The organism is Clostridium sp. OS1-26, assembly GCF_030915445.1.
In the GTDB taxonomy this organism is placed as follows: domain Bacteria; phylum Bacillota; class Clostridia; order Clostridiales; family Clostridiaceae; genus Clostridium_AM.
The window spans coordinates 3349496-3375759 of sequence record NZ_CP133264.1 but is presented as its reverse complement, the minus strand read 5'-3'; the positions used below and the strand labels follow the sequence as shown (position 1 = coordinate 3375759).

At 31.7% G+C, this 26264-nt stretch carries 24 protein-coding genes and 1 pseudogene; 15 read left to right on the top strand and 10 right to left on the bottom strand.

Annotated elements, in window-relative coordinates; genetic code table 11:
* The first annotated feature begins 6 nt into the window (after nt 1–6).
* From RCG18_RS16520 to RCG18_RS16510, 3 genes are all read left to right on the top strand, one after another.
* Nucleotides 7–759, top strand: a complete 753-nt coding sequence (locus RCG18_RS16520; RefSeq protein ID WP_308037128.1) for an ABC transporter ATP-binding protein — start codon at nt 7–9, stop codon at nt 757–759.
* Nucleotide 760: 1 nt separating this feature from the next.
* Nucleotides 761–2035, top strand: coding sequence for an FtsX-like permease family protein (locus RCG18_RS16515; RefSeq protein WP_308037127.1), 1275 nt, complete (start codon nt 761–763; stop codon nt 2033–2035).
* 142 nt (nt 2036–2177) lie between these two features.
* Entirely contained in the window at nt 2178–2465 is a 288-nt protein-coding gene (locus tag RCG18_RS16510; RefSeq protein ID WP_308037126.1) for a hypothetical protein, read from the top strand.
* A 148-nt stretch (nt 2466–2613) separates the two neighbouring features.
* Here RCG18_RS16510 and RCG18_RS16505 read toward each other — a convergent pair whose 3' ends face one another.
* Nucleotides 2614–3045 carry a hypothetical protein gene (locus RCG18_RS16505; RefSeq protein ID WP_308037125.1) on the bottom strand — a complete coding sequence of 144 codons (432 nt, stop codon included), beginning with the start codon at nt 3043–3045 and terminating at the stop codon, nt 2614–2616.
* Between the two features lie 318 nt (nt 3046–3363).
* On the bottom strand, nt 3364–4131 hold the full coding sequence (locus RCG18_RS16500; RefSeq protein WP_308037124.1) for a DUF434 domain-containing protein: 768 nt from the start codon (nt 4129–4131) through the stop codon (nt 3364–3366).
* A gap of 235 nt (nt 4132–4366) precedes the next feature.
* Between RCG18_RS16500 and RCG18_RS16495 the strand changes: the two genes are divergently transcribed.
* The 9 genes and pseudogenes from RCG18_RS16495 (at nt 4367) to RCG18_RS16460 (ending at nt 12229) form a co-directional block, all read left to right on the top strand.
* The gene (locus RCG18_RS16495; RefSeq protein WP_308037123.1) at nt 4367–5746 is read left to right on the top strand and encodes a Sapep family Mn(2+)-dependent dipeptidase; all 1380 of its coding nucleotides are present in this window, start codon (nt 4367–4369) and stop codon (nt 5744–5746) included.
* 139 nt (nt 5747–5885) lie between these two features.
* On the top strand, nt 5886–6827 hold the full coding sequence (locus tag RCG18_RS16490; RefSeq protein WP_308037122.1) for an HTH domain-containing protein: 942 nt from the start codon (nt 5886–5888) through the stop codon (nt 6825–6827).
* 10 nt (nt 6828–6837) lie between these two features.
* Nucleotides 6838–7047, top strand: a pseudogene (locus RCG18_RS29115) (PRD domain-containing protein); the annotation flags it as partial.
* Nucleotides 7042–7788, top strand: coding sequence for a PTS sugar transporter subunit IIA (locus RCG18_RS16485; protein ID WP_374119148.1), 747 nt, complete (start codon nt 7042–7044; stop codon nt 7786–7788). The pseudogene RCG18_RS29115 and the gene RCG18_RS16485, both read left to right, overlap by 6 nt.
* A gap of 15 nt (nt 7789–7803) precedes the next feature.
* Complete coding sequence (locus tag RCG18_RS16480) at nt 7804–8262, top strand: fructose PTS transporter subunit IIA (RefSeq protein ID WP_308037120.1); 459 nt, start codon at nt 7804–7806, stop codon at nt 8260–8262.
* Nucleotides 8263–8283: 21 nt separating this feature from the next.
* Nucleotides 8284–8601 carry a fructose PTS transporter subunit IIB gene (locus tag RCG18_RS16475; RefSeq protein ID WP_308037119.1) on the top strand — a complete coding sequence of 106 codons (318 nt, stop codon included), beginning with the start codon at nt 8284–8286 and terminating at the stop codon, nt 8599–8601.
* 36 nt (nt 8602–8637) lie between these two features.
* Nucleotides 8638–9879: a PTS fructose transporter subunit IIC gene (locus RCG18_RS16470; protein WP_308037118.1), complete on the top strand. Its 1242-nt coding sequence runs from the start codon at nt 8638–8640 to the stop codon at nt 9877–9879.
* Between the two features lie 84 nt (nt 9880–9963).
* Entirely contained in the window at nt 9964–11043 is a 1080-nt protein-coding gene (locus RCG18_RS16465; RefSeq protein WP_308037117.1) for a M24 family metallopeptidase, read from the top strand.
* A 1-nt stretch (nt 11044) separates the two neighbouring features.
* Nucleotides 11045–12229, top strand: a complete 1185-nt coding sequence (locus RCG18_RS16460; protein WP_308037116.1) for a PatB family C-S lyase — start codon at nt 11045–11047, stop codon at nt 12227–12229.
* A gap of 97 nt (nt 12230–12326) precedes the next feature.
* On the opposite strand, the gene RCG18_RS16455 is transcribed toward RCG18_RS16460, so the two are convergent.
* From RCG18_RS16455 to RCG18_RS16445, 3 genes are all read right to left on the bottom strand, one after another.
* On the bottom strand, nt 12327–13736 hold the full coding sequence (locus RCG18_RS16455; protein ID WP_308037115.1) for an amino acid permease: 1410 nt from the start codon (nt 13734–13736) through the stop codon (nt 12327–12329).
* 477 nt (nt 13737–14213) lie between these two features.
* Entirely contained in the window at nt 14214–14753 is a 540-nt protein-coding gene (locus tag RCG18_RS16450) for a YcxB family protein (protein WP_308037114.1), read from the bottom strand.
* A 52-nt stretch (nt 14754–14805) separates the two neighbouring features.
* A complete protein-coding gene (locus RCG18_RS16445; protein WP_308037113.1) occupies nt 14806–16224 on the bottom strand; it encodes a PLP-dependent aminotransferase family protein in 1419 nt (472 codons plus the stop codon).
* A 180-nt stretch (nt 16225–16404) separates the two neighbouring features.
* On the opposite strand from RCG18_RS16445, the gene RCG18_RS16440 reads away from it, so the two are divergent.
* Both RCG18_RS16440 and RCG18_RS16435 read left to right on the top strand, forming a co-directional pair.
* Entirely contained in the window at nt 16405–16824 is a 420-nt protein-coding gene (locus RCG18_RS16440; RefSeq protein ID WP_308037112.1) for a CGGC domain-containing protein, read from the top strand.
* Nucleotides 16825–16846: 22 nt separating this feature from the next.
* Nucleotides 16847–17218, top strand: coding sequence for a pyridoxamine 5'-phosphate oxidase family protein (locus RCG18_RS16435; protein WP_308037111.1), 372 nt, complete (start codon nt 16847–16849; stop codon nt 17216–17218).
* 66 nt (nt 17219–17284) lie between these two features.
* On the opposite strand, the gene pepV is transcribed toward RCG18_RS16435, so the two are convergent.
* Together pepV and RCG18_RS16425 are read right to left on the bottom strand one after the other, a co-directional pair.
* A complete protein-coding gene (pepV, locus tag RCG18_RS16430; protein ID WP_308037110.1) occupies nt 17285–18676 on the bottom strand; it encodes a dipeptidase PepV in 1392 nt (463 codons plus the stop codon).
* Between the two features lie 234 nt (nt 18677–18910).
* On the bottom strand, nt 18911–21184 hold the full coding sequence (locus tag RCG18_RS16425; protein ID WP_308037109.1) for an excinuclease ABC subunit UvrA: 2274 nt from the start codon (nt 21182–21184) through the stop codon (nt 18911–18913).
* Nucleotides 21185–21410: 226 nt separating this feature from the next.
* On the opposite strand from RCG18_RS16425, the gene RCG18_RS16420 reads away from it, so the two are divergent.
* A complete protein-coding gene (locus RCG18_RS16420) occupies nt 21411–22343 on the top strand; it encodes a YafY family protein (RefSeq protein WP_308037108.1) in 933 nt (310 codons plus the stop codon).
* Nucleotides 22344–22547: 204 nt separating this feature from the next.
* Here RCG18_RS16420 and RCG18_RS16415 read toward each other — a convergent pair whose 3' ends face one another.
* The 3 genes from RCG18_RS16415 to RCG18_RS16405 form a co-directional block, all read right to left on the bottom strand.
* On the bottom strand, nt 22548–23078 hold the full coding sequence (locus RCG18_RS16415; RefSeq protein WP_308037107.1) for a GNAT family protein: 531 nt from the start codon (nt 23076–23078) through the stop codon (nt 22548–22550).
* Nucleotides 23079–23437: 359 nt separating this feature from the next.
* Entirely contained in the window at nt 23438–25231 is a 1794-nt protein-coding gene (locus tag RCG18_RS16410) for an ASKHA domain-containing protein (RefSeq protein WP_308037106.1), read from the bottom strand.
* A complete protein-coding gene (locus RCG18_RS16405) occupies nt 25224–26255 on the bottom strand; it encodes an MtaA/CmuA family methyltransferase (protein WP_308037105.1) in 1032 nt (343 codons plus the stop codon). Before RCG18_RS16405 ends, RCG18_RS16410 begins: the two co-directional genes overlap by 8 nt.
* Between the last annotated feature and the right edge of the window lie 9 nt (nt 26256–26264).

Sequence of the window (26264 nt, the reverse complement as noted above, 5' to 3'; positions counted from 1 at the left end):
GAGCCTATGGAAGTTTTATCTGCAGAAGATATCGTTAAAGTATACGAAGGAAGCTTAGAAGTTAACTGTACAAATGTATTAAATGGCGTAAATCTAAGTGTAGAAGAAGGAGAGTTCATTGCTATTATTGGACAATCCGGAAGTGGAAAAACAACTCTACTCAATATATTATCCGGTATTGATAAGCCTAACAGCGGAACTGTAAAAATATTAGATAAATACATAACTTCATTAAATAAAAAGGAAAGTGCTATTTTTAGACGTGAAAATCTTGGTATTATATTTCAAGAATTTAATCTTTTCAATAACATGACTCTAGCAGAAAATGCTGCTCTTCCACTTATATTTAAAGGAAAAAGCGCTAAAGAAATTGATGAAAAGATATCGGAGTATTTTACCTTTTTCAATATATATGATATTAAAGATAAGTACCCAAATAATGTTTCCGTTGGTGAGAAACAAAGAGCAGCAGCCTGTAGAGCACTGCTAAATCATCCTTGTGTTATCTTAGCTGATGAACCAACAGGAAGTCTTGATCCGAAAACTTCAAAAAAGTTTATGAAGTATATGGAAACCTTAAATAATGAAAAAAAATTAACAATTCTTATGGTTACACATGATATGTATGCAGCAAGCTATTGCAAAAGGGTTATCTTTTTAAAAGACGGTAGAATATGTACAGAAATATATCGTAAAGAGGAGCAAAGCGCCTTCTTTAATAGAATATTAGATACACTTTCAGTGATTAGTGGAGAATGATATGGATTTTAAGCAAATATTATTTAAGAATATAAAATCAAATTTAGATCACTATGCGGCCTATACCTTTTCCTTAATAACCTCAATTCTGTGCTTCTTTATTCAGTCAATACTATATAATTCACAGGTGGTAATCGGTAAAAATAACTTTATTGTAGTGCCGACAATTAGTGTGTTTAACACATCTTTATGGTATATTTACATGTATATTTCCTTTTCTAAACATAGAGAAAGAGAGTTTATACGTTTCCTAACCTTAGGTATGACCTGTGGAGAGCTTAAAATATTAATCTTTTTAGAAAACACTTTGATTTTTTTAGTATGTATACCTACCGGCTTAGTTTTAGGTTTAATTTTTTCAAAAATTATAGCCCTTTCCTTATTCAATTTTTCTGGTATACACATCCTAACTTTTCAGTTTAAATCAGTTGTCTATAAAATCATTGCTGCACATTATGCTGTACTTACCACTGTTTTTACTTTATGGTCATTTAAATTCATAGATAACTTAAGTATAACAAATAGCTCAAATCATGAATACCTATCAGTAGCTAATACTAAAAGTTCAAAGCTATTAAAAATAATATTAGTATTTTTAATAATGTGCTATTTTTATTTGCTAGAAAAATTCAATCTATCTTCTCAAGCTAGATATTATACTGATTTTGCTTTCTTATGTATACTAGGAACTTACATCTTATTTTTATTTGTTGTAAAAGCTTTTAAAACTCTTATAAGAAGAAATAAAAACTTTTACTATAAAAAAATTTTGCTGATAAAAGAAATTGAAGCTTTTTTTAAAGATGATAAAATTGTAATTTTCTTCATTGGATTTCTGAATTTTATGTTTATTATTTGCGAAAGGATTCGTCATTTGCCTAATATAAAAACAACTTTTGATTTCTTTAGTACTTTTCAAAAAGATACTTTTAATTTAATAAATGTGTTTAGTGTTTTATTAAGCTTTTTTGTCTTTGCCAACATACTGTACTTTAAAAGTAAAATAGATTTATATAACTGGAAGCCAAGAATAATTAAATTGCGTAAAGTTGGGTTAACAACTGAAGAAGTACATAATATTTTATTATGCAAGCTTAAGTTAACATTTTTTTTGCCTGTGATTTTAACAGCTTTAGCATGTGTTTCATATAATTATATCTTGAACATCAATAATGAGTTTGCGATGAATACTATCAAAATATTACTATGTTATTTTATCATACAATTTTTAGGATATATTATTACTAAGAATAAAATATTATTTTTTAGATCTTAAATTTCTTCATATATTCTTTATATAAATATTATAAAATCTAATCACAGAATAATTGATTTTAGTCATTGTGTACTTGAAAAAATAGACGAGGCACAATTATTAATAAGCATTGCGCAATTTGGAATAACATGGGAGGAAAGTTGTGAACTGTCACGGGAACAACAAAGAAAATCACAAAGATCATAAACATAGTCCATTAAAACATATGCTGCACATGATTTTATGTTGTGGGCTACCTATACTTATTGTAGGATTTTTACCACTTATAACAAGGTTTAGTCCTAGTGCAGGCAGCTTCATTAGAAAAATAGTGCCATTTTTATGTCCGATAATGATGGTTACTATGATTTTTACAATGATGAGCGGCAAGAAAGAAAAAAGTTGCTGCAGTAACACTAAACAAGATATTGATACGAAAGAAATAGTTTAGACCAATAACGCAAAATGGAGAGGCTAAATAATTTAGAAGCCTCTCCATTTTTCATCCTTTACTTAGTTACAGCTTTATTCAATGATTTATTAAAAGATACCATACGTTATCTCCTAATCTTCAGATGTTAAATGAATTATTCTTAAAATTACAATTCTATTGTTCTATCTGTTGGTATCAATTCCCCTTGAGGCATTTTCCCACGAATATATTGACTCCATAGGGAGCTTATCCAGTTATCTTTATACTCAAATGCAAGACTATCTAATATTAATCCAAAGTCGTCGGAAACATATGATGCCATATCCTCCGATAAAGTAATATTATATACTTCTAAAAATATGTTTCTTCTTAATTTTTCATCATGCTTCCTATATATTTCTGTTAAGTTCTCCTTTTGTTTGATTTTACTTACTTCATTATAAACTCGAGTCCACTGTGTTGAAAAAATCTCACAATCTCTATTTTTTAAAACTTCATCTATTTGTGCTGCATCTAGTGTTTTAAGATAATTTATAATTTTATTTTTAAATACGTACAATATTTTCGTATATGCTAATTCAATATTTTCTATTTTCATTATTATCACTCCAAATTTAAAATATCCTTTAACTTTCTGTAATTCTGTTTTCTATATCCGAGAAAATTTCATCAGGGAACATAGTACTTTTTAACACTTTAACTTTTAAGCTTCCTCTCTTTAAGTCAGAAATTATATTATCTTAATATTAATATTCTACAAAATTCTAAATAAACCTTCCTAATTTAAACAAATATTCCAATATTGCTTCAAAATATGCATGAAGACCAATTTGAAATATTGGCTTAAATTAGATGGGCTAAACTAACAGAGAATGTTTGGTATGATTATGATAGTTACCGCTATTACAAGGTACCCCTAATTTTGGGAGTACCTTACTTGATTTTTATTTTCGCCACTTAAATCCACTAGGTTTGCAGCTTCTATGTAATCCTCTATAATCTTCCTTGACATATTAAACCAACTTGGGCAGTTATCAAGTATTACAGAGTCTCCCGTTACAGTTCTCTCTAATTCCCACAAGATAGGGTCAGCATTAGGCACTAACTCAACTTCAGTAGAAAAATTCCAATTTAAAGAGTGCTTCAATATCTTTTCTCTAAGCCTTCCTGAATTCGAGACAGGAGCATCAAGAAAAAACTTGGCATGATGTACTTTAAGCTCGCCAAAGCTCTTTCCAATAAGCTCTAGTGCTTTATCTGTTTTATCAATAATTCTGTAACTTCCCTGTAAGCCTGCAATATCTCTAACAACACCGTCATTGCCAAGTATTAAAACTCCTCCAGAAAGAGCAACTTCAAGGGTTATAATTAAATTAAATCCATCAATATAAATGGTTCCATCTTTTGCTGAGGAATACGGGAGCAATCTTTTCTTTCTCTTCCCATAATCATCTTTGGTACTTGTTGAACGCTTTAACGCTTGACGCTGACGTGCTGAAAATTGATAACTTCCACCGACTAAATCCATAATTCCATTTATTTTATAACCTCTATTAAGAAGCCACTCTACTTCTTCCTGCGCCTTCTGTAGTTTTAAAACCGCTTCCTTTGAAAACCATCTATCATCTTGAGGGTCAACCCCTCTTTTGGCTATCCTTCTTGTTGACATTTCATCTGAATTCAAATATAACACCTCATTCACTTGATATTGTATATATTACAAGTTTCCAACTTTATTATACTCTATAGTGATAAATTAAAACTAATTTTGCTTCAAGCCAAAATCAAATTCGTTGATTCATTATAAATTTCTTAAATTTAAGTCGAAATTAATAAAACTTTGGCTTAATTTTATAATTATGCTAACATGTTTATAAAAACTTCCCATTTTAATAAACAAATTAAAGGAGAGAGTATCAATGATAAATTTTGCGCAAGAAGCTGAAAAATATAGAGAGGAGTTTTTAGAACTTTTAAAAGAATGGATTCAAATACCTTCTGTATTTGATAATGATACAGTTTCCCCTACGGCCCCTTTTGGGAATCAGGTAAAAAATGCTTTAGATTGGTTTGAAGACTTAGGAACTAAAGATAAATTTATAACGAAAAATGTAGATGGTTTTGCAACTCATATTGAATATGGCGAAGGCAATGAAATTGTATATGTTTTTGGGCATGGTGATGTAGTTCCTGCTGGAGAAGGATGGTCAAGTGACCCTTTTAAATTAGAAATAAAGAGAGATCAAATCTTCGGAAGAGGTGTAGTTGATGATAAAGGTCCTTTAATAGCAACTTATTTAGCCTTGAAATTAATTAGAGAAAATGACTTAAAAATAAATAGAAAAATAAGAATAGTAGCAGGCGGAAATGAAGAAAGTGGATTTAGATGTATAAGGCATTACTTTAGTAAAGAGCCTAAGCCTACCTATGGATTTACTCCTGACGCTAAGTTTCCTGTTATTCATGGAGAAAAAGGTGGCGGAATAATAAAAATTACTGGCATTATAGAAAATAATAACATCCAAATAACTAGCGGAGACGCCCATAATACAATTCCATACAGCGTACTTATTAAAAATTTAAAATCTTTCCCAAATAATTCTTTATTAGATAGCTTCTCGAAGGAAGAAAATATAGAATTCGTGGAAACTGCAGAAAATGAAAGTAGAGTACTTAAAGTCAACGGAAAAGGTGGTCATTCCTCCAAACCAGAAAAGGCTGTAAATCCTATAGAAAAATCATTTAAACTTTTATCTCAATGTTTAAATGAAAAATGGATTTTAACCTTACGGGACCTAATTGGGCAGCACAATTTGAATGGGCAATTGTATGGTTTAGATAGAGAAGGAAAATGTGGAAGGTTGATGCTTGTTCCGACTATTATAGAGATAAAAAATGGAGTTTTACAGCTTACTTTAAGTGTAAGATACCCTGAAAATATAAGCTTTGAAGAAATATTAAAGACTATTTCTAATTATTTTGCTAAAAATAGAATTAATGAATATAAACTAGATGGCCAAAACATAAAAAATCCAAATTATATTTCTAGTGATTCAAATCTAGTTAAAAAACTATATGACATATACGTTAAACATACAGGAGATCTATCAAATAAAGTAAGGGTAACCAGTGCAGGAACTTATGCCAGTGAAATGAGCGATTCAGTAATATTTGGCTGTGAGTTTCCTGATAACAGCTCAGGCAACACCCATGAAAAAAATGAGTTTGGAAGTATAAATGCTTTTATTAAAGCCATTGGAATATATGCGGAAGCCTTATATGAGCTGTCTAACCTGTAGAAGCATGAGGTTTCAAACTAGAAAGTTAGCTTTCTGGCTTTGAAACCTATAGCTAAAGTTTATGTCACTTAAGGTGACATAAACTATAAATACATATTTATTGATTAGGATTACAATGTGTTTATAGGGTGGTGATTAAGTGATAACAAGAAAGCATTCTATGCTTGTAAGATTTCTTAGTGAAAAAGATGAATACGTTACTGCTCTAGAACTTGGAAAGAAATTAGAAGTATCAACAAGAACAATTAAAAGGTATATTAAAGATTTAAATTATCTATTTAAAGATTATGGAGTAGAAATTTCTTCAATTAAAGGTGTAGGCTACAAACTATCTGGCTCATCTAAAGGAATAAGTAAAATTGTTGAAAAAGCTGAAAGACAAATTAAAGGTCTGGAAATAGACGATTCTACTGAAGGAAGAATTAATGCAGCCATATGTATAATGCTTAATAAAGAATATATTAATGCTCAAAGACTAGCAGATGAATTAAATTTAAGCATACCAAGCACCAATAAACTCATTACTAATATAAAAGAGTTGCTAAAAAAATATGACTTAAGGATAATTTCTAAACCATATCATGGCAGCAAGATAGTTGGAGATGAACTTAATATAAGATATCTAATTTTAGATACTGCTATAAAGATGGATGAAAAAGAAAATATAAAAGTTAAGCTAGAAAATATACCTTCTAAAGAATTAAAAATTATAGAAGACACCATTTCAAAATACCTAAAGGAAAATAATGTTGTTATCTCAGACAATGACTTTAATATTTTGATGACAAGGATTATTGTTTCTATATCTAGAGCAAAGAATGGTAATGTACTAAAAAATGATTTATTTCAGGATGTATATAGACTTCATAACTATAAGCTAATTTATAAAATAATGAGTGAGCTCTTTGACAAATTAAAGATTACCTTTGATGAAAGAGAGATATTATATGTATCAAATTATTCAGGGGTAATCATATACAACTATAATATGTCAAAACAGTTTAATGAAAACATGGCAGAAGAAATTAAATCATTTTTAAAAGAATCGCTAGAAGAAATATCCTTGATATCAGGGAAATGATTTTACTAAGGATGTAGAATTTATTAATGCATTGTCTATGCATCTAAAGATACTTATCAATAGGATAAGAGCTGGTGTTAACTCAAAGAATCCCCTGCTCAAACAAATTAAAACTAATTTTCCTATTGAAACAAACTTAGCCACCTTCTTAGCAAATAAAATGCAGAAAAAGTTTAATGTGTTTTTAGACGAAGACGAAATTGGATTTATTACAATGCATTTTGGAGCGGCTTCTGAAAGGCTAAAAGGAAAAGGTGGAAAGAAAATCTGTATAATATGCCATCATGGAATAGGTACTGCACAGCTTCTATCTGAAAAAATTAAACAAAGAATGAGTGATGTAGAAATAGTTGGCGTTTATCCAGTAAGATATCTTGATATAGCTGTAAATAAAAATATTGATTTTATAGTTTCAACTATCGAACTTGATAAAAAGAGCAGCAAGGTACCAATTATTTATGTAGAAAATGTATTTTCAGATCAAATAGTAAATAAAATTCATGAAGCTTTCACAGAAGGCGAGCAGCGAAAAAAAGTTCTTGATGACATGTTTAATGAAAAGGCTTTTTATAAAATTAAAGCTAAGTCCCGAGAAGACGCTATAAAAAAATTAGGACAAAACATGAAGCAATGTGGATTTATAGATGATGAAATAATAGAAAATGTTTTAGAAAGAGAGAACATGTCTTCTACAGATATAGGACATTTAGTTGCAATACCTCACACAATTATTGGAGGAAATTATAAGTCTATTATAGGCGTTGGAATATTAGAAGAACCAATACTATGGAAGAAAGAACAGGTTCAACTTGTTTTTATGGTTTGTTTTAATGCTAGCGAACAGCACAACTTTCCAGTGTTTAAATATTTATATAACTTTATAGAAGATGAAGGCGGTGTTAAAGGAGTAATAAAATTCTGTGACTTTAAAAAATTAATGAAATTTTTAGACGTGAAATAGAGGAGGAACTAACACATGGTAAAGGACATATTTAACAGAGAACATATAAAACTGAATGTAGATTTTGATCATAAAGATAAGCTTTTGAAATATATAGCAGATCTTTCTACAGAATTAGGTATATCAAAAGATTCTGAAGGAGTATATTCAGGCTTATTGGAAAGAGAAAAGGAATTTGAAACTGGCTTAGGTGATAAAATAGCCATTCCTCATACAAAATCAGATGTTGTAATCAACCCTGCAGTTTTAGTGTTAAAAACAGTAAAGGATATAGAATGGGGAAAAGAATGTGGCGGAGTAAATTTAATAATCACTTTTCTTACTCCAAAGGAGCAAGCTGGAACAACGCATATAAAGTTACTCTCAAGTCTTTCAAGAAAACTAATTGATGAAGATTTTAAAAATAAATTACTAACTAGTAATGATCAAGAAGAAATTTTTCAATTAGTTGAGAGTGCTTTTAAAAACATATAAAAATAAGAGGAGGAATTATTTATGGCAAAAAAATTAGTAGCATTATGTGCGTGTCCAATGGGATTAGCTCATACCTTTATGGCAGCTGAAGCAATTGCAAAGGCAGCTAGAGAGCTTGGATATGAAGTTAAGGTTGAAACTCAAGGTGCCGATGGTATTCAGAATGAATTAACTAGAAAGGATATACAGGAAGCACATATAATACTTCATGCCATTGCAGTTACACCAGAAGGAATGGAAAGATTTGAAGGTTATGAAATCTATGAAGTTGGACTACAAGAAGTTATAAAAGATCCTAAAGGTACTATTAAAGAAATAGAAGAGGATTTAGGAGAATAATAAAAGATTAAATATACTTGTGAGGGAGGGTTTATTATGGTTGTTAAAAAGAAAGTAATTGGTGGCGGTACAAATGGAACTAATGTAAATAGCAGTACAAGCACTCCACAGGAAGAACAAAAAAGTAATTCAAAATGGACAGAAATTAGTAAACACATAATGACAGGTATTTCACATATGATACCTATACTAATAATGGGAGGACTAATAGGTGCAATTTCGCAGATTATTCCTTATGTAATGTTTAAGTTAGACCCTTCGGTTTCAATAGTTGACGCAATTAATTCTGGAAAATTTACAGGCATTAGTTTCTCTTTATTAAATCTTGCTCACATTATGGAGAGCTTTGGATTTACACTATTCGGTTTTGCCATTCCTATGTTTGCAGCTTTTACTGCTAATTCCATAGGAGGAAAAACAGCTTTAGCAGCAGGCTTTATAGGAGGTTATGTTGCAACTAAACCAGTAGCAGTATTAACTTTAGTAGACGGGAAATGGGCAGCTAAGGCACCAGTACAATCAGGATTTTTAGGCGCTATTCTAATCGCATTTATTGTTGGATATTTTGTTAAATGGTTAAATAAAAAGATTCAATTGCCACATAACTGGCTAGCATTTAAAACTACATTTTTAATTCCACTTTTATCAGCACTATTCTGTATGATTTTAATGGTATTTATCATAACTCCTTTTGGTGGATGGATAAATGAAGAAATTAAAATTGGATTACAGGCAGCAGGAAGCGGCGGCCAATTTGTCTATGCTTTAGTTTTATCTGCTGCAACTGCCTTTGACTTAGGTGGACCAGTGAATAAAGCAGCAGGCTTTGTAGCCTTAGGCTTTACTACAGAGAAAGTACTTCCAATTACTTCTAGATGTTTAGCTGTAGTTATTCCATCTATTGGCTTAGGCTTAAGTACATTAATCGATCAGAAATTAGTTGGTAGAAGAGTTTATGACAAACAATTTTATCAAGCAGGCAAAACTGCAATTTTCCTAGCTTTCATGGGAATATCAGAAGGCTCAATACCTTTTGCCTTAGAAAGACCATCCTTTACTATACCTCTTTATGTTGTAGGTTCAGTTATAGGTGCACTTACAGGCGTAGGCTTAGGTGCAGTACAGTGGTTCCCAGAATCAGCAATATGGGCATGGCCTTTAATATCAAATATAGGACCATATATATTAGGTTTAGTAGTTGGATCAGTATTTATTGCTGTAGTTAATGTTTTATATAGAAATAAATTAATAAAACAAGGAAAACTTGTAGTTTATTAATAGAGATAGGTTTGGCGGCATAAGAAATACTTATGCTTCCAAACCTATAGCTTTTAGAACAATTTTAATTTAGGAGAAATTTATATGGACAGAGAAAAAAGAGTAAATTCATTAAGAACTATCTTAAAAGATAATAATATTGACGCAGTATTACTTACAAGTCCTCATAATAAATATTACATTGCAAATCTTCATAGTGGCTCAGGGTATGTTTTTATTACAAGAAAAAATAAGTATATATTAGTTGATTTTAGATATTATGAAGAAATGAAAAAGTGTAATAATGACTTTAATATTATAATGGTTACAAAAGAAAAAAGCTTTAACTATATTATGAACTCTATAATTAAAGAAGAAAATATCAGCAGCATAGGCTTTGAAGGAAAAGAGGTTCCTTACGACTTCTATAAAGATATGGAAAGTAATTTAAAAACTAATTTTATATCATTAAATTTAGATGAGTTAAGAAAAATTAAAGATAAAGCAGAATTAGAACATATAAAGGAAGCTTGCAAAATAGCAGATGATGCCTTTAATCATATTGTTGGTTTTATAAGAGCAGGCATCACTGAAATAGATGTAGAAAATGAACTTGTTAGATTTATCAAAGAGCAAGGCGGAGAAAAAGAATCCTTTGATATAATCGTTGCATCAGGGGGCAGAGGAGCTCTGCCACATGGTAAAGCAAGCCGCAAGGTTATAGAAAATGGAGAATTAATAACTATGGATTTTGGAGTTAAATACAACAAATATTCTTCAGATATAACTAGAACTGTTGCATTAGGTAGTTGTCCTAAGGATTTACTAGAAGTATATGAAATTGTAAAAAAAGCTGGTGAGGAAGCATTAAAAGCAGTTAAAGCAGGAATAACCGTTGGAGAATTAGATTATATTGCAAGAAAAATAATTAGTGATGCTGGTTATGGAGATTATTTTGGACATAACTTAGGACACGGCGTTGGCATCTTAGTTCATGAATATCCCGCTCTCTCCCCTAACGGAAAGGACCTTTTACATGAAGGCATGATAATAACTATAGAACCTGGCATTTATATACCTAATGTTGGAGGCGTAAGAATAGAAGATGACGTTTTAGTTAGAAAAGATTGTGGTGAAAGACTGACAAAGAGCTCAAAGGATTTAATAGTTATAGGAGGTAATTAATATGTATAACTTTAATGAAAAAGTAGATAGAATTAGTGAAAAGTGCCGTAAGTGGGATATAAATATAATAAGAAACATATATGGTGAAGTACCTGATGACTTTATTCCCCTTTGGATTGCTGATATGGATTTTAAAATACCTGAGGAAATAGAAAAGACTTTTTTACAAGCTGTTAAGAGAGGCGTATTCGGATATACCTATTGTCATGACGATTTTTACAATGCGGTTAAAAGCTGGCAAAGGGATATTCATGATGTGGAAGTGGACAAAGATTGGATAACTCTTTCCTATGGAACTGTGTCTACCATTCATTATGTGATACAGGCTTTTTGTGAAAAAAGAGACTATATACTTATGAATACTCCAGTTTACGATCCCTTTGATTCAGCAGCAAAAAGACAGGAAGTATATAGAGTATATAACACTCTAGAAATAATAGATGACAGGTATTATATAAATTTTGAAGCTTTAAAAGAACAGTTAGAAAAATATAAGCCTAAGTTATACTTATTTTGTTCTCCACATAATCCTTCAGGCAGAATATGGTCCATAGAAGAGTTAACACAAATAGCAAAGTTATGTAAGGAGAACGGAACTATTTTGGTAGCCGATGAAGTCCATGCAGAACACATACATTATGGAAAATTTAATTCTATACTAAAGTTAGATAAAGAACTATTAGAAAATGTTATTTTACTAACTTCACCTAACAAAGCCTTTAATCTTGGAGGATTAAAAACTTCTTATTCTATAATTTGTAACGAAAATATTAGAAACAAATTTAGAAATAAGTTATCTCAGAATTCCATAACTTCCCCTAATTCCTTTGGTGTGTTAGGTTTAGTAACTGCTTATAATGAAGGAAGACAGTGGCTCAAGGAAGTAACTAATTATATAAGAGAAAACTATGAATTCTTGGGAAAGTATATTGAAGAAAATATACCTAGTTTAAAATTAATGAAAATGGAGTCCTCATATTTAGCATGGATAGATATTAAAAATACTGGATTAACATCTAGCGAAATTACCAGTAAATTATCTTTAGAAGCAGGTATTTTAGTTGAAAATGGTGAGCACTTTGTTAAAGATGGCGAAGGTTATATAAGAATAAATTTAGGTACTCAAAGAAGTAATATTGAAGAGGCTTTAAGCAGAATGAAAAAAGTTATTAAAACATCACATTAAAGAATATAATAAAAGCTTACCTTGCTTTAGGAGACATCCTTAAAGTAAGATAAGCTATTTATTAATTATTTATTATTTATTTATAATAGCGATTTACTTATGCAGCCTTTTTTATTGAAGGCTTATTTGCATTTTGTAGTGAACTGTTTTTACGTGAATATGTAAAGTAAACTATAATTCCTAACGCTAACCATGTTAAGAAATATATCCAAGTTGTCTTTGATAAGTTAGACATTAAGAATAGGCTGAATACTACTGCTAGTATTGGCACTAATGGTACTAATGGAGTCTTAAAGCTTCTCTTTAAGTTTGGATGAGTTTTTCTTAATACGATTACAGATGCAGCAACAAGCATGAATGTTGATATAAGAGTCATGTTTGCAAGGTCTGCTAATTGTTTAAGATCAACAACACCTGCTATTAAAGCAGCAGTACAACCTGTTAGCCAAGTTGAGAAAGTTGGCACATTTGTTTTTGCATTTATATTAGAAAATGCCTTTGGAAGTAATCCGTCACGACTCATTGAGAATAGTATACGGGATGTACCAAAAATATAGGCTAACATAACTGCTGTAATTCCTACGACTGCACCAATTGAAAGAATGGAGGCAGCCCAGCCTTGTCCAACTTCATTTAGTGCGAATGCCATTGCATCTCCAACATTTAATAGCGAGTAATGAGTAATACCAGTTAAAACTAAACAAACCACAACATATATAATTGTACAAATAATTAATGAAGCAATGATTCCTATCGGAAGATCCCTTTGTGGATTCTTTACTTCTTCAGCAGAAGTTGAAACTGCATCAAATCCTGTAAATGCAAAGAAAACAGATGCCGCCCCTGCAAACACTCCTTTTAAACCAAATGGCATAAATGGATGCCAGTTTTGAGGTTTTATAAAGAAAGCACCTACAGCTATGAATAAAACTATAACAGCAACTTTTACTATAACCATAAAGTTGTTTACTTTCTTACTTTCTTTTGTTCCTCTTGAAAGTAGGTAAGTAACCAATAGTATTACTATAGTTGCTGGGAGATTCATTATACCTCCCTGACTTGGAATAGTTACAAACTGTTTAGGTATATGTATCCCAAATTCACCTATAAAGCCATTAAAATAAGCTGCCCAACCACCTGCAACAGAGGATGTGCTTACGGTATATCCTATAACAAGCGACCATCCTACGAGGTGAGCAATTATTTCACCTAAAGATACATAGATGTAAGCATAAGAACTACCAGAGGTTGGTATAGATGCTGCAAATTCAGCATAGCATAAACCAACAAGCATACATACTATTGCAGAACAAATAAATGATAATACAACTGCTGGACCTGCATCTCTTGATGCTACAAGTCCTGTTAGAACCATAACACCTGTTCCTATAACTGCACCAATACTCATTAAGGTTACGTCAAAGGAACCAAGAGTTTTTTCTAGTGATGCAGATTCGTGACGTTCTAAAACCGAATCTACACTTTTTTTCTTGAAAATAGAACTCATTCTTTTAGACCTCCTTTTGCATCTCTTACTAAAAATTTTGTTTATAAATTAACTAAATACTTTATAATAATAAAAAATATATTATAATCCGTCAAATTATGAAATAAACATTTCATCGAAATTATTTAAGTTTTTCTTCAAAACGCTTAAAAATACGTCACTGTTTTTACAATTTGATTTAAATTTTTCAGAAAGGTTAATTTATTTTGCAAAGTGTTCTGATTTGTGCAATTATAAAGCTATATTTTGAGGCGCATAAATATACACTAAACACTACTAAAAAAGTATTGTTTTAAATTTCAAACTTATTAAAATACTTGGTAAATTATATTTACTTTAAAGAGGTAACCTCACCAATTTTGAAAAGGTATAAAGAATTAAACTAAAAATCAAAAGCCTGTATACTTAATGAATACAGGCTTAATCTTGCTATTTACTTTTATGAAAAAAATTTGCTAGGTTAGCTATATTTAAATTTTATAAGTTCTCCTTAACTACTCCACTATATTGCTCAATTAAATTTATAAACTCACTCTTACGCATTGCATCCTGAAAAACTCTTTTGGGAACAATATAGGCATTTACAGGACTTATATAGATATAAATATATTCTTCAGTCTCTATAAGTCTCTCAACGGCATTCCAGTTAGTGTTAGATTGACCCATATTGCTATTTTCTAAAATCCCTTCATGTGTTATTAATATGCTATATCTACCAAAAAGATTTTCTTGTTTGCCTTCATCGAGCATTTTGTTTATCCTTCTTTTTACTACTAATTTAAAATATTTTGGATAGAAAATTACCCATAACAAATATGTAATTAAGAATACAGTTAACCAAAACTTAAAAGGTGCTTTTGTAATCCTTACAAAGAAAAATGGTGCAACTATAAACATTAATGATATTATGTATTGTTGTATAAACAATGTACGTTTCATCGTTTTAGATGTTGCCATATGGTTCATATTGTATTCTATATAATCTTCTCTTGTTAAATCATATTCAATTTCAAACATAAATTAGAATTCCTTTCTCAGACTTTTTTAATCTCTTTTTAAAAGCATATCATTAATCGTTGAACCATGCGTGGTCAAGCATCTTTATACCTTCAACAATTTCACTTTCTGGCACACTTCCAAAACCAAGCAAAATCATATTATTAGAATATCTATCTTGCCTCATCCAGAACGGTAATACTGGATATACTATGATACCATGATCTCTAGCTTTTTTTATTGCCTCTTCTTCACACAATCCATTATTGAACTCCAGTAAAATATGCAAGCCCGCGTTTTTCCCATGGATAATAACCTTATCTCCCATCAATTCATGAATTGTATGAACTAATATATCATGTTTTCTTTTGTTTGAAAGACATATTTTTCTTAAATGTCTATCCCAATGACCTAAATACATAAACTGTTGGATTATTTTTTGTTGAATTATTGGGACAGCTGCCTGATAGCTATTGAAAAGTTTATCATACCTTTCCATTAATGATTGTGGCAATACCATATAATTTACACGTAAGCTAGGTGACAAAGATTTTGAAAATGTGCCTATATAAACAACAGATTCTTTTGAAGCAATACTTTGTATTGATGGAATAGGTCTTGAATTATATCGAAGCTCACTATCATAATCATCTTCAATTATAATTCCATTTGTTCTTATAGCCCAATCCAACAGCTTTAATCTCTTTTGGATTGGCATCACTGCTCCAGTTGGAAATTGATGCGAAGGTGTTATATAAACTATCTTTGCTGAACTATTCTCTAATTCTTCAATATTAATTCCATCCTTATCCAAACCAATTGGAATAACATTATGCCCGTTATTGATAAATATATCCCTTGCACCAACATAGCCTGGATCTTCTAAAGCTATTTGATTAAAATCTCCTCTAAGTAACTGGCATAGTATGCTTAAACAGTATTCCATGCCTGAGGAAATAATGATTTGTTCCGGATTACAAGAAACGCCTCTTGATTTATTCAAGTATTTCATAATTTCTATTTGTAATTCCGCTTCCCCTTTTCTTGCTTTATATGAAGTCATATCTTCAGCATTTATAGATGATAAACATTTGTTTGAAATTTTCTTCCATAAACTTAATGGAAAATCATCAGCACTTAAGTTTCCATACTGAAAATCATATTTATAATTATTATAATCTGCTTCAGATATTATCTTCTCATGTTCTTCATTATTTTTAAGCTTTTCTCCTTTTAGCTTTGAGATTATTAAGCTATCTAATTTTAGAACAATAAACCTGCTACCTGCTTTACTTGCAACGTATCCTTCTGAATAGAGCTGTAGATACGCACTTTCAACTGTATTTCTGCTGACATTTAATGTTGCTGAAAGCGTCCGCGTTGAAGGGAGCTTGCTGCCTTCTGAAATTTGTCCTGAAATTATTTCTTCTTTTATCTGCTCGTAAATCTGCAAATATAGTGGAACACTAGAATCGTTATTTAAAATAATCATTTTAAAAAACACTCTCCTCACAAACTGTATCCTATAAAATAATCAAAACTGGCACTTTTGAACATTACACTTTGATTGTATAATTGTTTTATCGAAAAGTCAACGGGCTCGTAATGAATACTTTTCAGATAGTTTATTTGAAAAAATTAGATAATTATTTTTAAAGAGGGGGAGAAATCAATGAATACAAAATATGTGGTTATTATTCAATGTGATATTGCACATAGACGCTGCAGCGGATTCGCTTGTACAAATGCTTTTTATAATAGAGAGGAAGTCTTTAAGAACTATAATGACGACACTAGATACATTTCCTTTACCTGCGGTGGCTGCTGTGGTAAGGGAGTTGCTGCTAAATTAGAACATCTTTCTAAAAAGTTAAGAATAGAAAATAATATAGGTAAAGATGAAGTTGCTGTACACTTATCTTCTTGTATGACAACTGACCATCATCATTACGATAGATGCCCTCATGTTGACTATATAAAGAATATTGTATTAAAAAAGGGTTATAAAAATATTATAGAAGGATCTTTCATAAGTAAAAATGCAGAAAAGAAGAGAGAAGAAGGTATTTATAATTGTTACAGTGATTCATAAAATTTTAGAGGAGGAATCATAAATGTTAAACGAAAAATTACTTGAAGTTATTTCTCACGAAGGAGTGACAGCCATAGCCTCCTGCAGTAATAACGAAGTGCATGTCGTTAATACTTGGAACTCATATATTAATACTACTGAAGATGGTAGATTATTAATACCAGCTGCTGGGATGCGTAAAACTCAAAAGAACGTAGAATTAAATAATAAAGTTAAAGTAACTGTAGGAAGTAAAGAAGTTATGGGATATAAACGCTTGGGTACAGGCTTCTTAATTGAAGGAACTGCAAAATTCGTTGAATCAGGTTCAGAATTTGATATGATGAAAGAAAAATACCCTTTCCTAAGCAGGGTTTTAGAGATAACAGTTACATCTGCAACGCAAACGCTTTAGTATTATATCATCTGGCTCTATAAGGCAAAAAGCGACTGATTTTTACCAGTCGCTTTTAATTTTAAATTATTTTGCAAGTTCATACACTGTATGAGCATATATTTTGGCATTCATCATAAGGTCGCCAATTTCAATGTACTCATTAGCTTGATGATCAAGATCTGGCTTTCCTGGGAATATTGGTCCAAAACCAACTACGTTTGGAAGTTCCTTAGCATAGGTTCCTCCACCTATTCCATAAGCTTTTCCTTCTTCACCTGTCTGCTCATTGTAAACTTTAAGAAGAGTTTTAACTAGATCACTATCTTCTGCATAATAAAGAGGCTCGTCAGCATCTACTCTCTCTATTTTAGCACCACATTCAGAAAATCTTTGAGAAAGCTTATTCATTATTTCATCACCCTTCATTGTAACAGGGTATCTCATGTCTATCCAAATATCTGCCATTTCTTCGCTAAAGTCAGCCACTCCAGCATTTAAAGATAATTTTCCTGATGGTTTATCTTCACATGCTATTCCAAGTGAAGTACCCTCTGTTTCTAATCCAACATTCTTGTTAAAGAAATTGATATAATCTGCAAGGCCACAAGTTCCTTTGGCAATTGTTCCTAAAAACTGCAGTGCATACATTACAGCATTTTTCCCTAATTCTGGAGTGCTGCCATGAGCTGATACTCCAAAAGATTGTATAACAACATCTCCATTAACAATTTCAGCTTTCATATTGTATCCTGTGTTAGCTGCAAATTCTTTTACAGCTTTGATAATGCTTTCTGCATCCTTTGTAGCTATTACAATTTCACATTTGTCTGGAACCATGTTAGGTCTTAGTCCACCCTTTATTGATTTAATTGCAGTTCCACAGCTGCAAGGACTTAAAGACTTAACAACATGGAATCTTCTTATACCTTTTTCTGCATTTATAAGTGGGTACATAGCATCTGGTGTAAATCCAGCAACTGGAGCCTTTTCTTTCTTATTGTAAACATGCATTTCAGCACTTCCTGTTTCTTCATTTGTTCCAAAGATAATTCTAATTTTCTTTGAAAGAGGCATATTAAGTTCCTTTATAGCCTTCAATCCAAAAAGCGCTGCCATTATTGGACCCTTATCATCCAGCGTACCTCTTCCAAAAATTTTATCCTCATGAATTTCTGCTCCATATGGTGGATGAATCCAGTTGTCTCCTTCTGGAACTATATCCATGTGGCCAAGAACTGCCACATAATCTTCTCCTTCACCATACTCTGCATATCCATAATATCCTTCTTCTTCTTTGTAAGTCTTAAATCCAAGGCTTTTAGAAATTTCAAGTGCCTTATCAAGAGCCTTTGCTACGCCCTCACCATAAGGCATTCCTGGCTTCCCTTCTTCCTCAATACTCTTAATTTTAACTACTTCTTGAGTTGCCTTAATAAGCTCCTCTTTCATTTCATCGATTTTTTTATTAAGTTCCATGCTTTCTCCCCCTATTTTTCATACCCTTTACAAAGAGTAATACATTTTTATCTATTAACACATTTTGTATATTTTTATTGTATACCCCTTTTTACGCTTTTTCAATGATATTGAATTATTTGTTAAATTCGTCATTATTTTTGCTAAAAATCTGTCAATTTTATAATTAGACTTGAATATATTTATTCCATTATCAAGGAATTAGTCCCTTCCTAACTTTTTCATTGTAAAAAATTACTCCATATAAATATGTTTCCTTAAGCATTTTCCTGTAATAGACGAATTATGATTGACTAAATCCCTAGGCTGTCCTTCAAATATAACTTTTCCTCCATCTTGACCTGCTCCTGGACCTAAATCTATGATCCAATCTGCTTGACTCATTATATCAAGATTATGTTCTATCACAATTAATGTGTTTCCTTGGCTAACAATGCGATTCATAATTCTTATAAGCTGTGACACATCGGACATGTGTAGTCCTGTAGTAGGTTCGTCTAATACATATATACTTCCCTGTTTTTCTAGTTCTGTTGCAAGTTTAACTCTTTGAAGTTCACCACCAGATAGTGTATCTAAAGGTTGACCAAGAGTAATATAGTCTATTCCTACATCTTTTAGCCTTTTTAAAGTAGGCAGTATTTCTTTTTCATAAAAAAATTCCATAGCCTCATCAATTGTCATTTTAAGAATTTCACTAATATTTTTCTTTCTTACTTTAAACTTCAGTACTTCTTTAGTGAATCTATGCCCTTGACATGCCTCACAGACACCTACAATAGGATCCATAAAAGCTAAATCAGTATATGTTATTCCTAATCCCTTACATTCTGGACAAGCTCCATGGGAATTGAAGCTGAAAAGAGATGCTTCTACATGATTCTCTTTTGCAAATAGCCTTCGTATAAAATCAAAAATTCCTGTGAAGGTAGCAATATTAGAACGCTTAGAAGCTTGAATTGTCCCTTGGTCTATGAAAATTGCTTCAGGATAATATTGTGGAAGCACTTGGTTTATCAGCGTGCTTTTTCCCGAACCAGCTACTCCTGTAACCACAGTCAAAGCACCTACAGGAATATCAACAGAAACCTCTTTCAAATTATGCAAAGAAGCGTGTTTTATAGATAACCATCCTTTAGGCTCCCTAGTGCTTTCCTTCAAACTAGCTGTATAATTTAAGAACTTTCCTGTCAATGTATCTGCTTTTAATAGTCCTTCCACTCCTCCCTCATACATAATATTGCCACCTTTTGTGCCGGCTTTTGGTCCCATATCAATTACATGGTCTGCAATTTTAATGACATCGGGGTCATGTTCCACTATTAAAACAGTATTGCCTTTATCTCTTAATAGCCTTAAAAGATTATTAATTCTATTTACATCATGGGGATGAAGACCAATACTTGGTTCATCAAAAATGTAAGTAATATCAGTTAAACTGCTTCCTAGCTGACGAACCATCTTTATTCTTTGGGACTCACCTCCAGAAAGAGTTGCTGTTTCTCGTCCCAAGCTTAAGTAGCCTAGTCCTACAGAATTCAAATGCTCCAGCCGATTAATGATAGCTTCCACCATCGTACATGCGGAAGGCTCTTTGATAGTTTCCATAAAGTTAATTAAATCACTGACTTGCATTCTTGTGCAATCTGCAATATTTTTGCCCTTTATTTTACACTCCAATATCTCTTCCTTAAGTCTTGCACCCTTACACAATGGGCAAACACCTCTTGCAACCACATAGTCAATCTCCGCCTTATATAGTTTCGCTTCCCTGGATTCTTTATTCAAAAAAGTTCGTTCAATTCTTGGGACAATTCCCTCATACTTTGAAGTGGTAGGCCAACCGTCAGTGGGATTTGGTGGCTTAAAACCGGTTTTATAAAGCAGTGTATCCCATTCATCTGAACTATAGTCTTTAAGCTTTTTGTCATTATCAAAAAGGCCTGTACAAACATAACGTTTCCATCTCCATCCCCCTGGTTCAAAGGTTGGAAACAGAATAGCTCCTTCATTTAAGGATTTATTTTTATCAAATAATCTTTCAACATTTATTGTATCCACCTTTCCTAATCCTTCACATTTAGGACACATTCCCATAGGATTATTGAAGGAAAATACATCAGAATACCCTACAAAAGGTTTGCCAATACGTGAGAATAGTAAACGCAATAAGGAATAAATATCTGTTATAGTTCCAACTGTTGACCTTGCATTTCCACCAATTCTCTTTTGACTAATTACAATTGCTACAGAGAGATTCTGAATGGAATCTACATCAGGATGTCCGTAATGTGGGAGCCGATGACGTATAAAACTTGAATAGGTTTCATTTAATTGACGTTGTGACTCTGCTGCAATTGTATCAAATACAAGAGATGACTTTCCAGAGCCTGAAACACCTGTAAAAACAATAATTTGCTTCTTTGGAACCCTTATATCAATATTCTTTAAGTTTTTTTCTCTAGCTCCAATAACATATATACTATTATCAAATTTTTCTTTTCTCATAGTAATCTCCTTTTACTAAATCTGCTTTTATGCTTAATAACACTATTAAAATTCTTTACCAATATTAGTAATGCCGTTGTTAGGATTAATTTTTAAACTTATCAAGCATATATACTTTGAGTATCTACCATAAATACTGTATACTAAAAACATGACAATTGTTGTCTATTTTTATTGAAATTAATATCTACATTAAAAATAGTTCTTGTTGCAAAGGAGAATTTATATGTCAAAAGCTAAGAGGATATTTGATTTAATTATGTATGTAAATACTAAGAGAAGTTTTACTGCCCAGGATGTTGCATATGAATTCAACATATCTGTTAGAACTGCACATAGATATTTAATGGAAATAAGTGAATTAGGGATTCCTATATATACTGAGCAAGGTAGAAATGGCGGGTATCGCACACTAGAAAACAGAGTTCTTCCTCCAATTATATTTGATGAGAACGAAGCTACAGCAATTTTCTTCGCCTTTCAATCACTAAAATACTATAAGTCATTACCCTTTGACACGAATATCGATTCAGCCTCTAGAAAATTGTATGCTACTCTTCCTGAGGATGCTAAAAAGAAGATAAATCGCTTAGAATCGCTCATATGTTTATGGAGTCCAAAACGAAATATTGCTGCCCCTTTCTTGAAGGATATAGTTGAAGCATCTATTCATAGCAATATATTAATAATTAAATATTTATCAAAATCAAAAAATAAAGAAAGAGAAGTTAAACCAATTGGGGTCTATGCACATGACGGACTTTGGTATATGCCTGCTTTGGACCTTGAAAAAAATAAGGTTTTGTCATTTAGAGTTGATAGAATACTATCCTTAGAAATTTCTAAAAGGACTTATGAGTTTCCAATGAATTTAATGGATTGGTTTGATAGCTATGCAATTAAGACACCAGTGAGATTGTATGTTGAGCTAACAAGAGAAGGGATAAGACAGTGTCAAAGTAAAACATGGTTAGAACCTCATATCGTTATCACTGATGATGAAAATGGGTATATTGATACAATAATCGATAAAAGTGAGATAGACTTTGTTTCTAACTATTTTGTTCAGCTGGGTACTTATGCAAAAATTATTGAACCACAAGAAATAGTAGATAATATAAAAAAGCACGCTTATAGTCTGATAAATCACTATAAATAAAGTCGAAAGTCGACTTATCTATATAGATAAATAACTTTGATAATTGACTTATATAGAGGGCTATGTTTCCAAAGCTGAAGGTAGATTTAAAAATTTTGTATCAGTCTTAGTGAAGGGCTTTAGACTGACTAAAAGTTTTTAACGGACTGAAACTTGGAAACATAGCCTGGTAGATAAGTCAAGCACTCAAGTTAGATATCTATACTAGAAGTATTCACTTTGTAGGATTCCCATATGAATAATATGATGCCATTTCCCTTCTCGAAAGATACTTTCACGAGATTCCCCTTCCTTTTTGAATCCTATCTTTTCATATAGTTTAATAGCCTTATCGTTGAAAGAAAAAACCCTCAATGATACTCTATGAAGATTCATTTCAAGAAAAGCATAATCAAGAAGTAATCTCAATGCTTCTGTTCCGTATCCTTTTCCCCAAAAGTTTTTATCTCCAATATCAATAATGCATTCTGCATTTCTATTCTTGTAATCTATATTGATCAATGAGGTAATTCCTATTGGTGTATCTGATTTCTTTTCTACTATGATGTAACTTTTAGATGAATGAGAACCTAAAATAACTTTAGTAACAAATTCTTTAGTTTCTTCAAGATCATAAACATCTAAAAAAGGAGAGGTCGATTTCATAACCTCCATATCATTTCTCCATCTATGATAAATATCTACATCCTCTGGAGTCACTTTTTTTAAATAAATTCTATCAGAATCAAATAACATAAAAAACACTTCCTTACCTTTTTATAATTGGACAAAGCATTTGTTTTAATGTGAAAAGTAAAATCTTAAGTTGCTCATTTACCTTTGTTCTCTCTGTGCCTAGATTAAATGTATCTAACATTAATCCATCTACGAATGAAATATAATTATTATAAACGACACTAATGTCGTTTTCAAGTTTTTTAGATAAAAGTATCCTGTAAGGACTATATATTAAAATCTTTAAATAAAAAAACCCCTCAAACCATACTAGTCTGAGGGAATATAAAACACACTTTAATTTTCAATTAAAATCCTCTAAAACCTTTAATATAAGACTATTTTATAAGGAAATACTATTTCACTGCTATAGTAACACTTTAGTTTGGAAATATAAGGCACTGAGCAAAAAGTCTTTCATAGCCTTCAGATGCTCCTAGTTCCATATAATCTATTTGATGAGCTAATTCTTCAATTTGTTGCTTTACCTCCGCAGACATAAGAGCCATATATGCTCCTGTTTTAGAGGAATTTCCAACATATACTAATCTGTCCTTAATTTCTTCTGGTAGAATACCTATTCCTACTAAACTGTCAGCAGGCAGATGAGCTCCAAACTGTCCTGCTATAACAACTTTATCAAGTTGATTCATATCAATGTTTGCCTTTTTTAGTAGAGCGTAAAAACCCGAAAGAATAGCTCCTTTTGCTAATTGCACTTGACGAACATCTGCTTGTGTAATTAATAGTTGCTCTGGAGTTCTTTTCAAAACAAACTCACGTTTTTTTCCATCTAATTGAATCATATTATAGCGATAATCTGATTCCTCTAGCTTTTCTTTTTTTATGAATGCTCCATCTTTTTTTACAAGGCCTACTCGAATCAACTCTTTCACAACAGCTAATATTCCACTTCCACATACTCCTATTGGTTCTTGGTCCCCTATAACTTTAACTTCAATTCCGTTTTCAGTAATTTTTACATCTTCAATTGCACCTTCTGCGGCTCTCATACCTGAGCTAATATTCATCCCTTCTAAGGCTGGACCTGCCGCACAGGAGCACGATAATAACTTTCCACGATTGGATAAAACAATTTCTCCATTGGTTCCAATGTCTATGAATAGAACATTTTCTTTAGCCTTATGTAACTGGCAGACATATGCACCTGCTACAATATCTGCACCTATATAGGCTGAAACTGATGGAAGACAATATAATCTAGCACCTGTAGCTGCCTTTAAACCAATATCCCTTGCCAGTATATTTTTTGCCTTTACAAATGCCGGTGCATATGGAGACATTCCGATAGATGTTGCGTCAATTCCTAAAAGGAAATGCATCATTGTGCAGTTTGCTGCAATAGAAATCTCATAAATATTTCTTCTATCAACCTTTGATTTATTACATATATCTCCAATCATCTCATTGATAGAGTTAACAATTGCATATTGCAGCTTTTCTTTAGAATCCTCTGGATGCTCTACTTCATAGGTGATTCTAGTTAAAACATCCAATCCAAAGTTCTTTTGTGCATTAATCATTGAAGCTGTAGCCAACTCTTTACCAGTCTTCATATCAATCAATGCCGTTACAACTGTCGTAGTTCCGATATCAACTGCAACTCCGTAAAGAAGATCAGTTGTATCACCAGGCTCAATTCCGATTAATTCTCTACCATTAAAAACTCCTGTAACTTTTCCAGTTATAAATTCATGCTGCTGCAGCAATCTCCAATCAAATTTCTCAACATCAAACGTATTACATATAGAGTCCTCAAATGAGCTTTGATTTTCTAATGTAGGTTTTTCTATTTCGAAAATCTCTTTATGAATTAAGGGATTAAACTCAAAATCAGGCATATATCCCGTTGTAAGTATTTCATGCTTTCTTTCTTTTTGTAAAATTTCAATTACAATATCTTCTTGTGGAACTACGAGACAAGATAGTCTTATACCTGAATCAATTTCTTCTTTCTTTAAAAGTTTCTCTTCTGTTTCTGAAATATCAGGCAGATTTCCTTCTAAAAGTCTAACCTTGCATTTTCCACAAGACCCTTTCCCATTGCAAGGATTATCAACGAAAATCTCATTCTCTAATAAAAGTTGTAATAAATTTTTATCAGGTACATATTCAAAGATTTTATTCTGGGGCTTAATAGAAATCTTAGGCATTAGTAACTGAATCTCCTTTTGATAAATATTCCACCATTGATTTTATATTTTCTAGAGGAGACTTCATTCCAAGTCCACAAGCTGGAGATATAATATTTGCCCCGTCTTTTACGCACTTTTGAGTTAGTTCAGCAATTTTCTTTGGTTCTCCAAATTCAATTGTATAAGTGCTTACATTACCCATTAGTAATCTATTTCCTAAATTTTTTCTTGCATCACTCATATTAACTATAGAATCAAAACTTAGAACGTCACTTTTTATTTTATTTACCTCTGAATATACCTTTTTCATTTGTCCACATATATGCACAATTGTTCCTATATTTTCTTTTTGTACACTATCAATAATTTTGTTAATGTATTTAACCGCAAATTCTTCAAAGAGCTTTGGCCCTAAGATTTCACCTGTGCCGCTAGGATCAGAAATAGCAATTATATCTGCTCCTGCTTCAATTTGTTTTTTTGCAAATGCAATTAGCTGATCTGTAACAAAATTGACAAACTCATGTGCCTCTTTATTGTTTTTTCTTAATTCTTTATAGAAGGTAGAAGGCTCCATTATAGAACTTGCTGTACTGATAGGTCCAGTTAAATTACCTATAATAGGAACATCGCTGCCCTTTGATTTCAACAATTTAATTGCATCAACCACTACTTTTGCTCTTCCTTCTTCATAATTAATTTCGGAAATTTTCTTCCATTCCTTAACAGAATCAATTGCATACTCTACAACATGAGGTTCATACATCTCTGTTCCCATGTCAACTTTTGCTCCAAAATTTTCTGCCTCAATAGTCATACAAAAAGGAACCCCATAATTCTCAAAACAACCTTCTCCATATACTGCTGTTGCTAAACCAGCCATCATTTGAGCATTCGTATGAGCCTCAGGAAATTGTATTCCAACCTTTTCTATTAGTTCTGTTGTGACCATATTCATCATACCTCCAGGACAAATACATGGTGGTCTATCAACTTTTTCTCCGCTGAAAACCTTATTTAATCGTTCCTTTGGCAATAACATAGTCCTCAC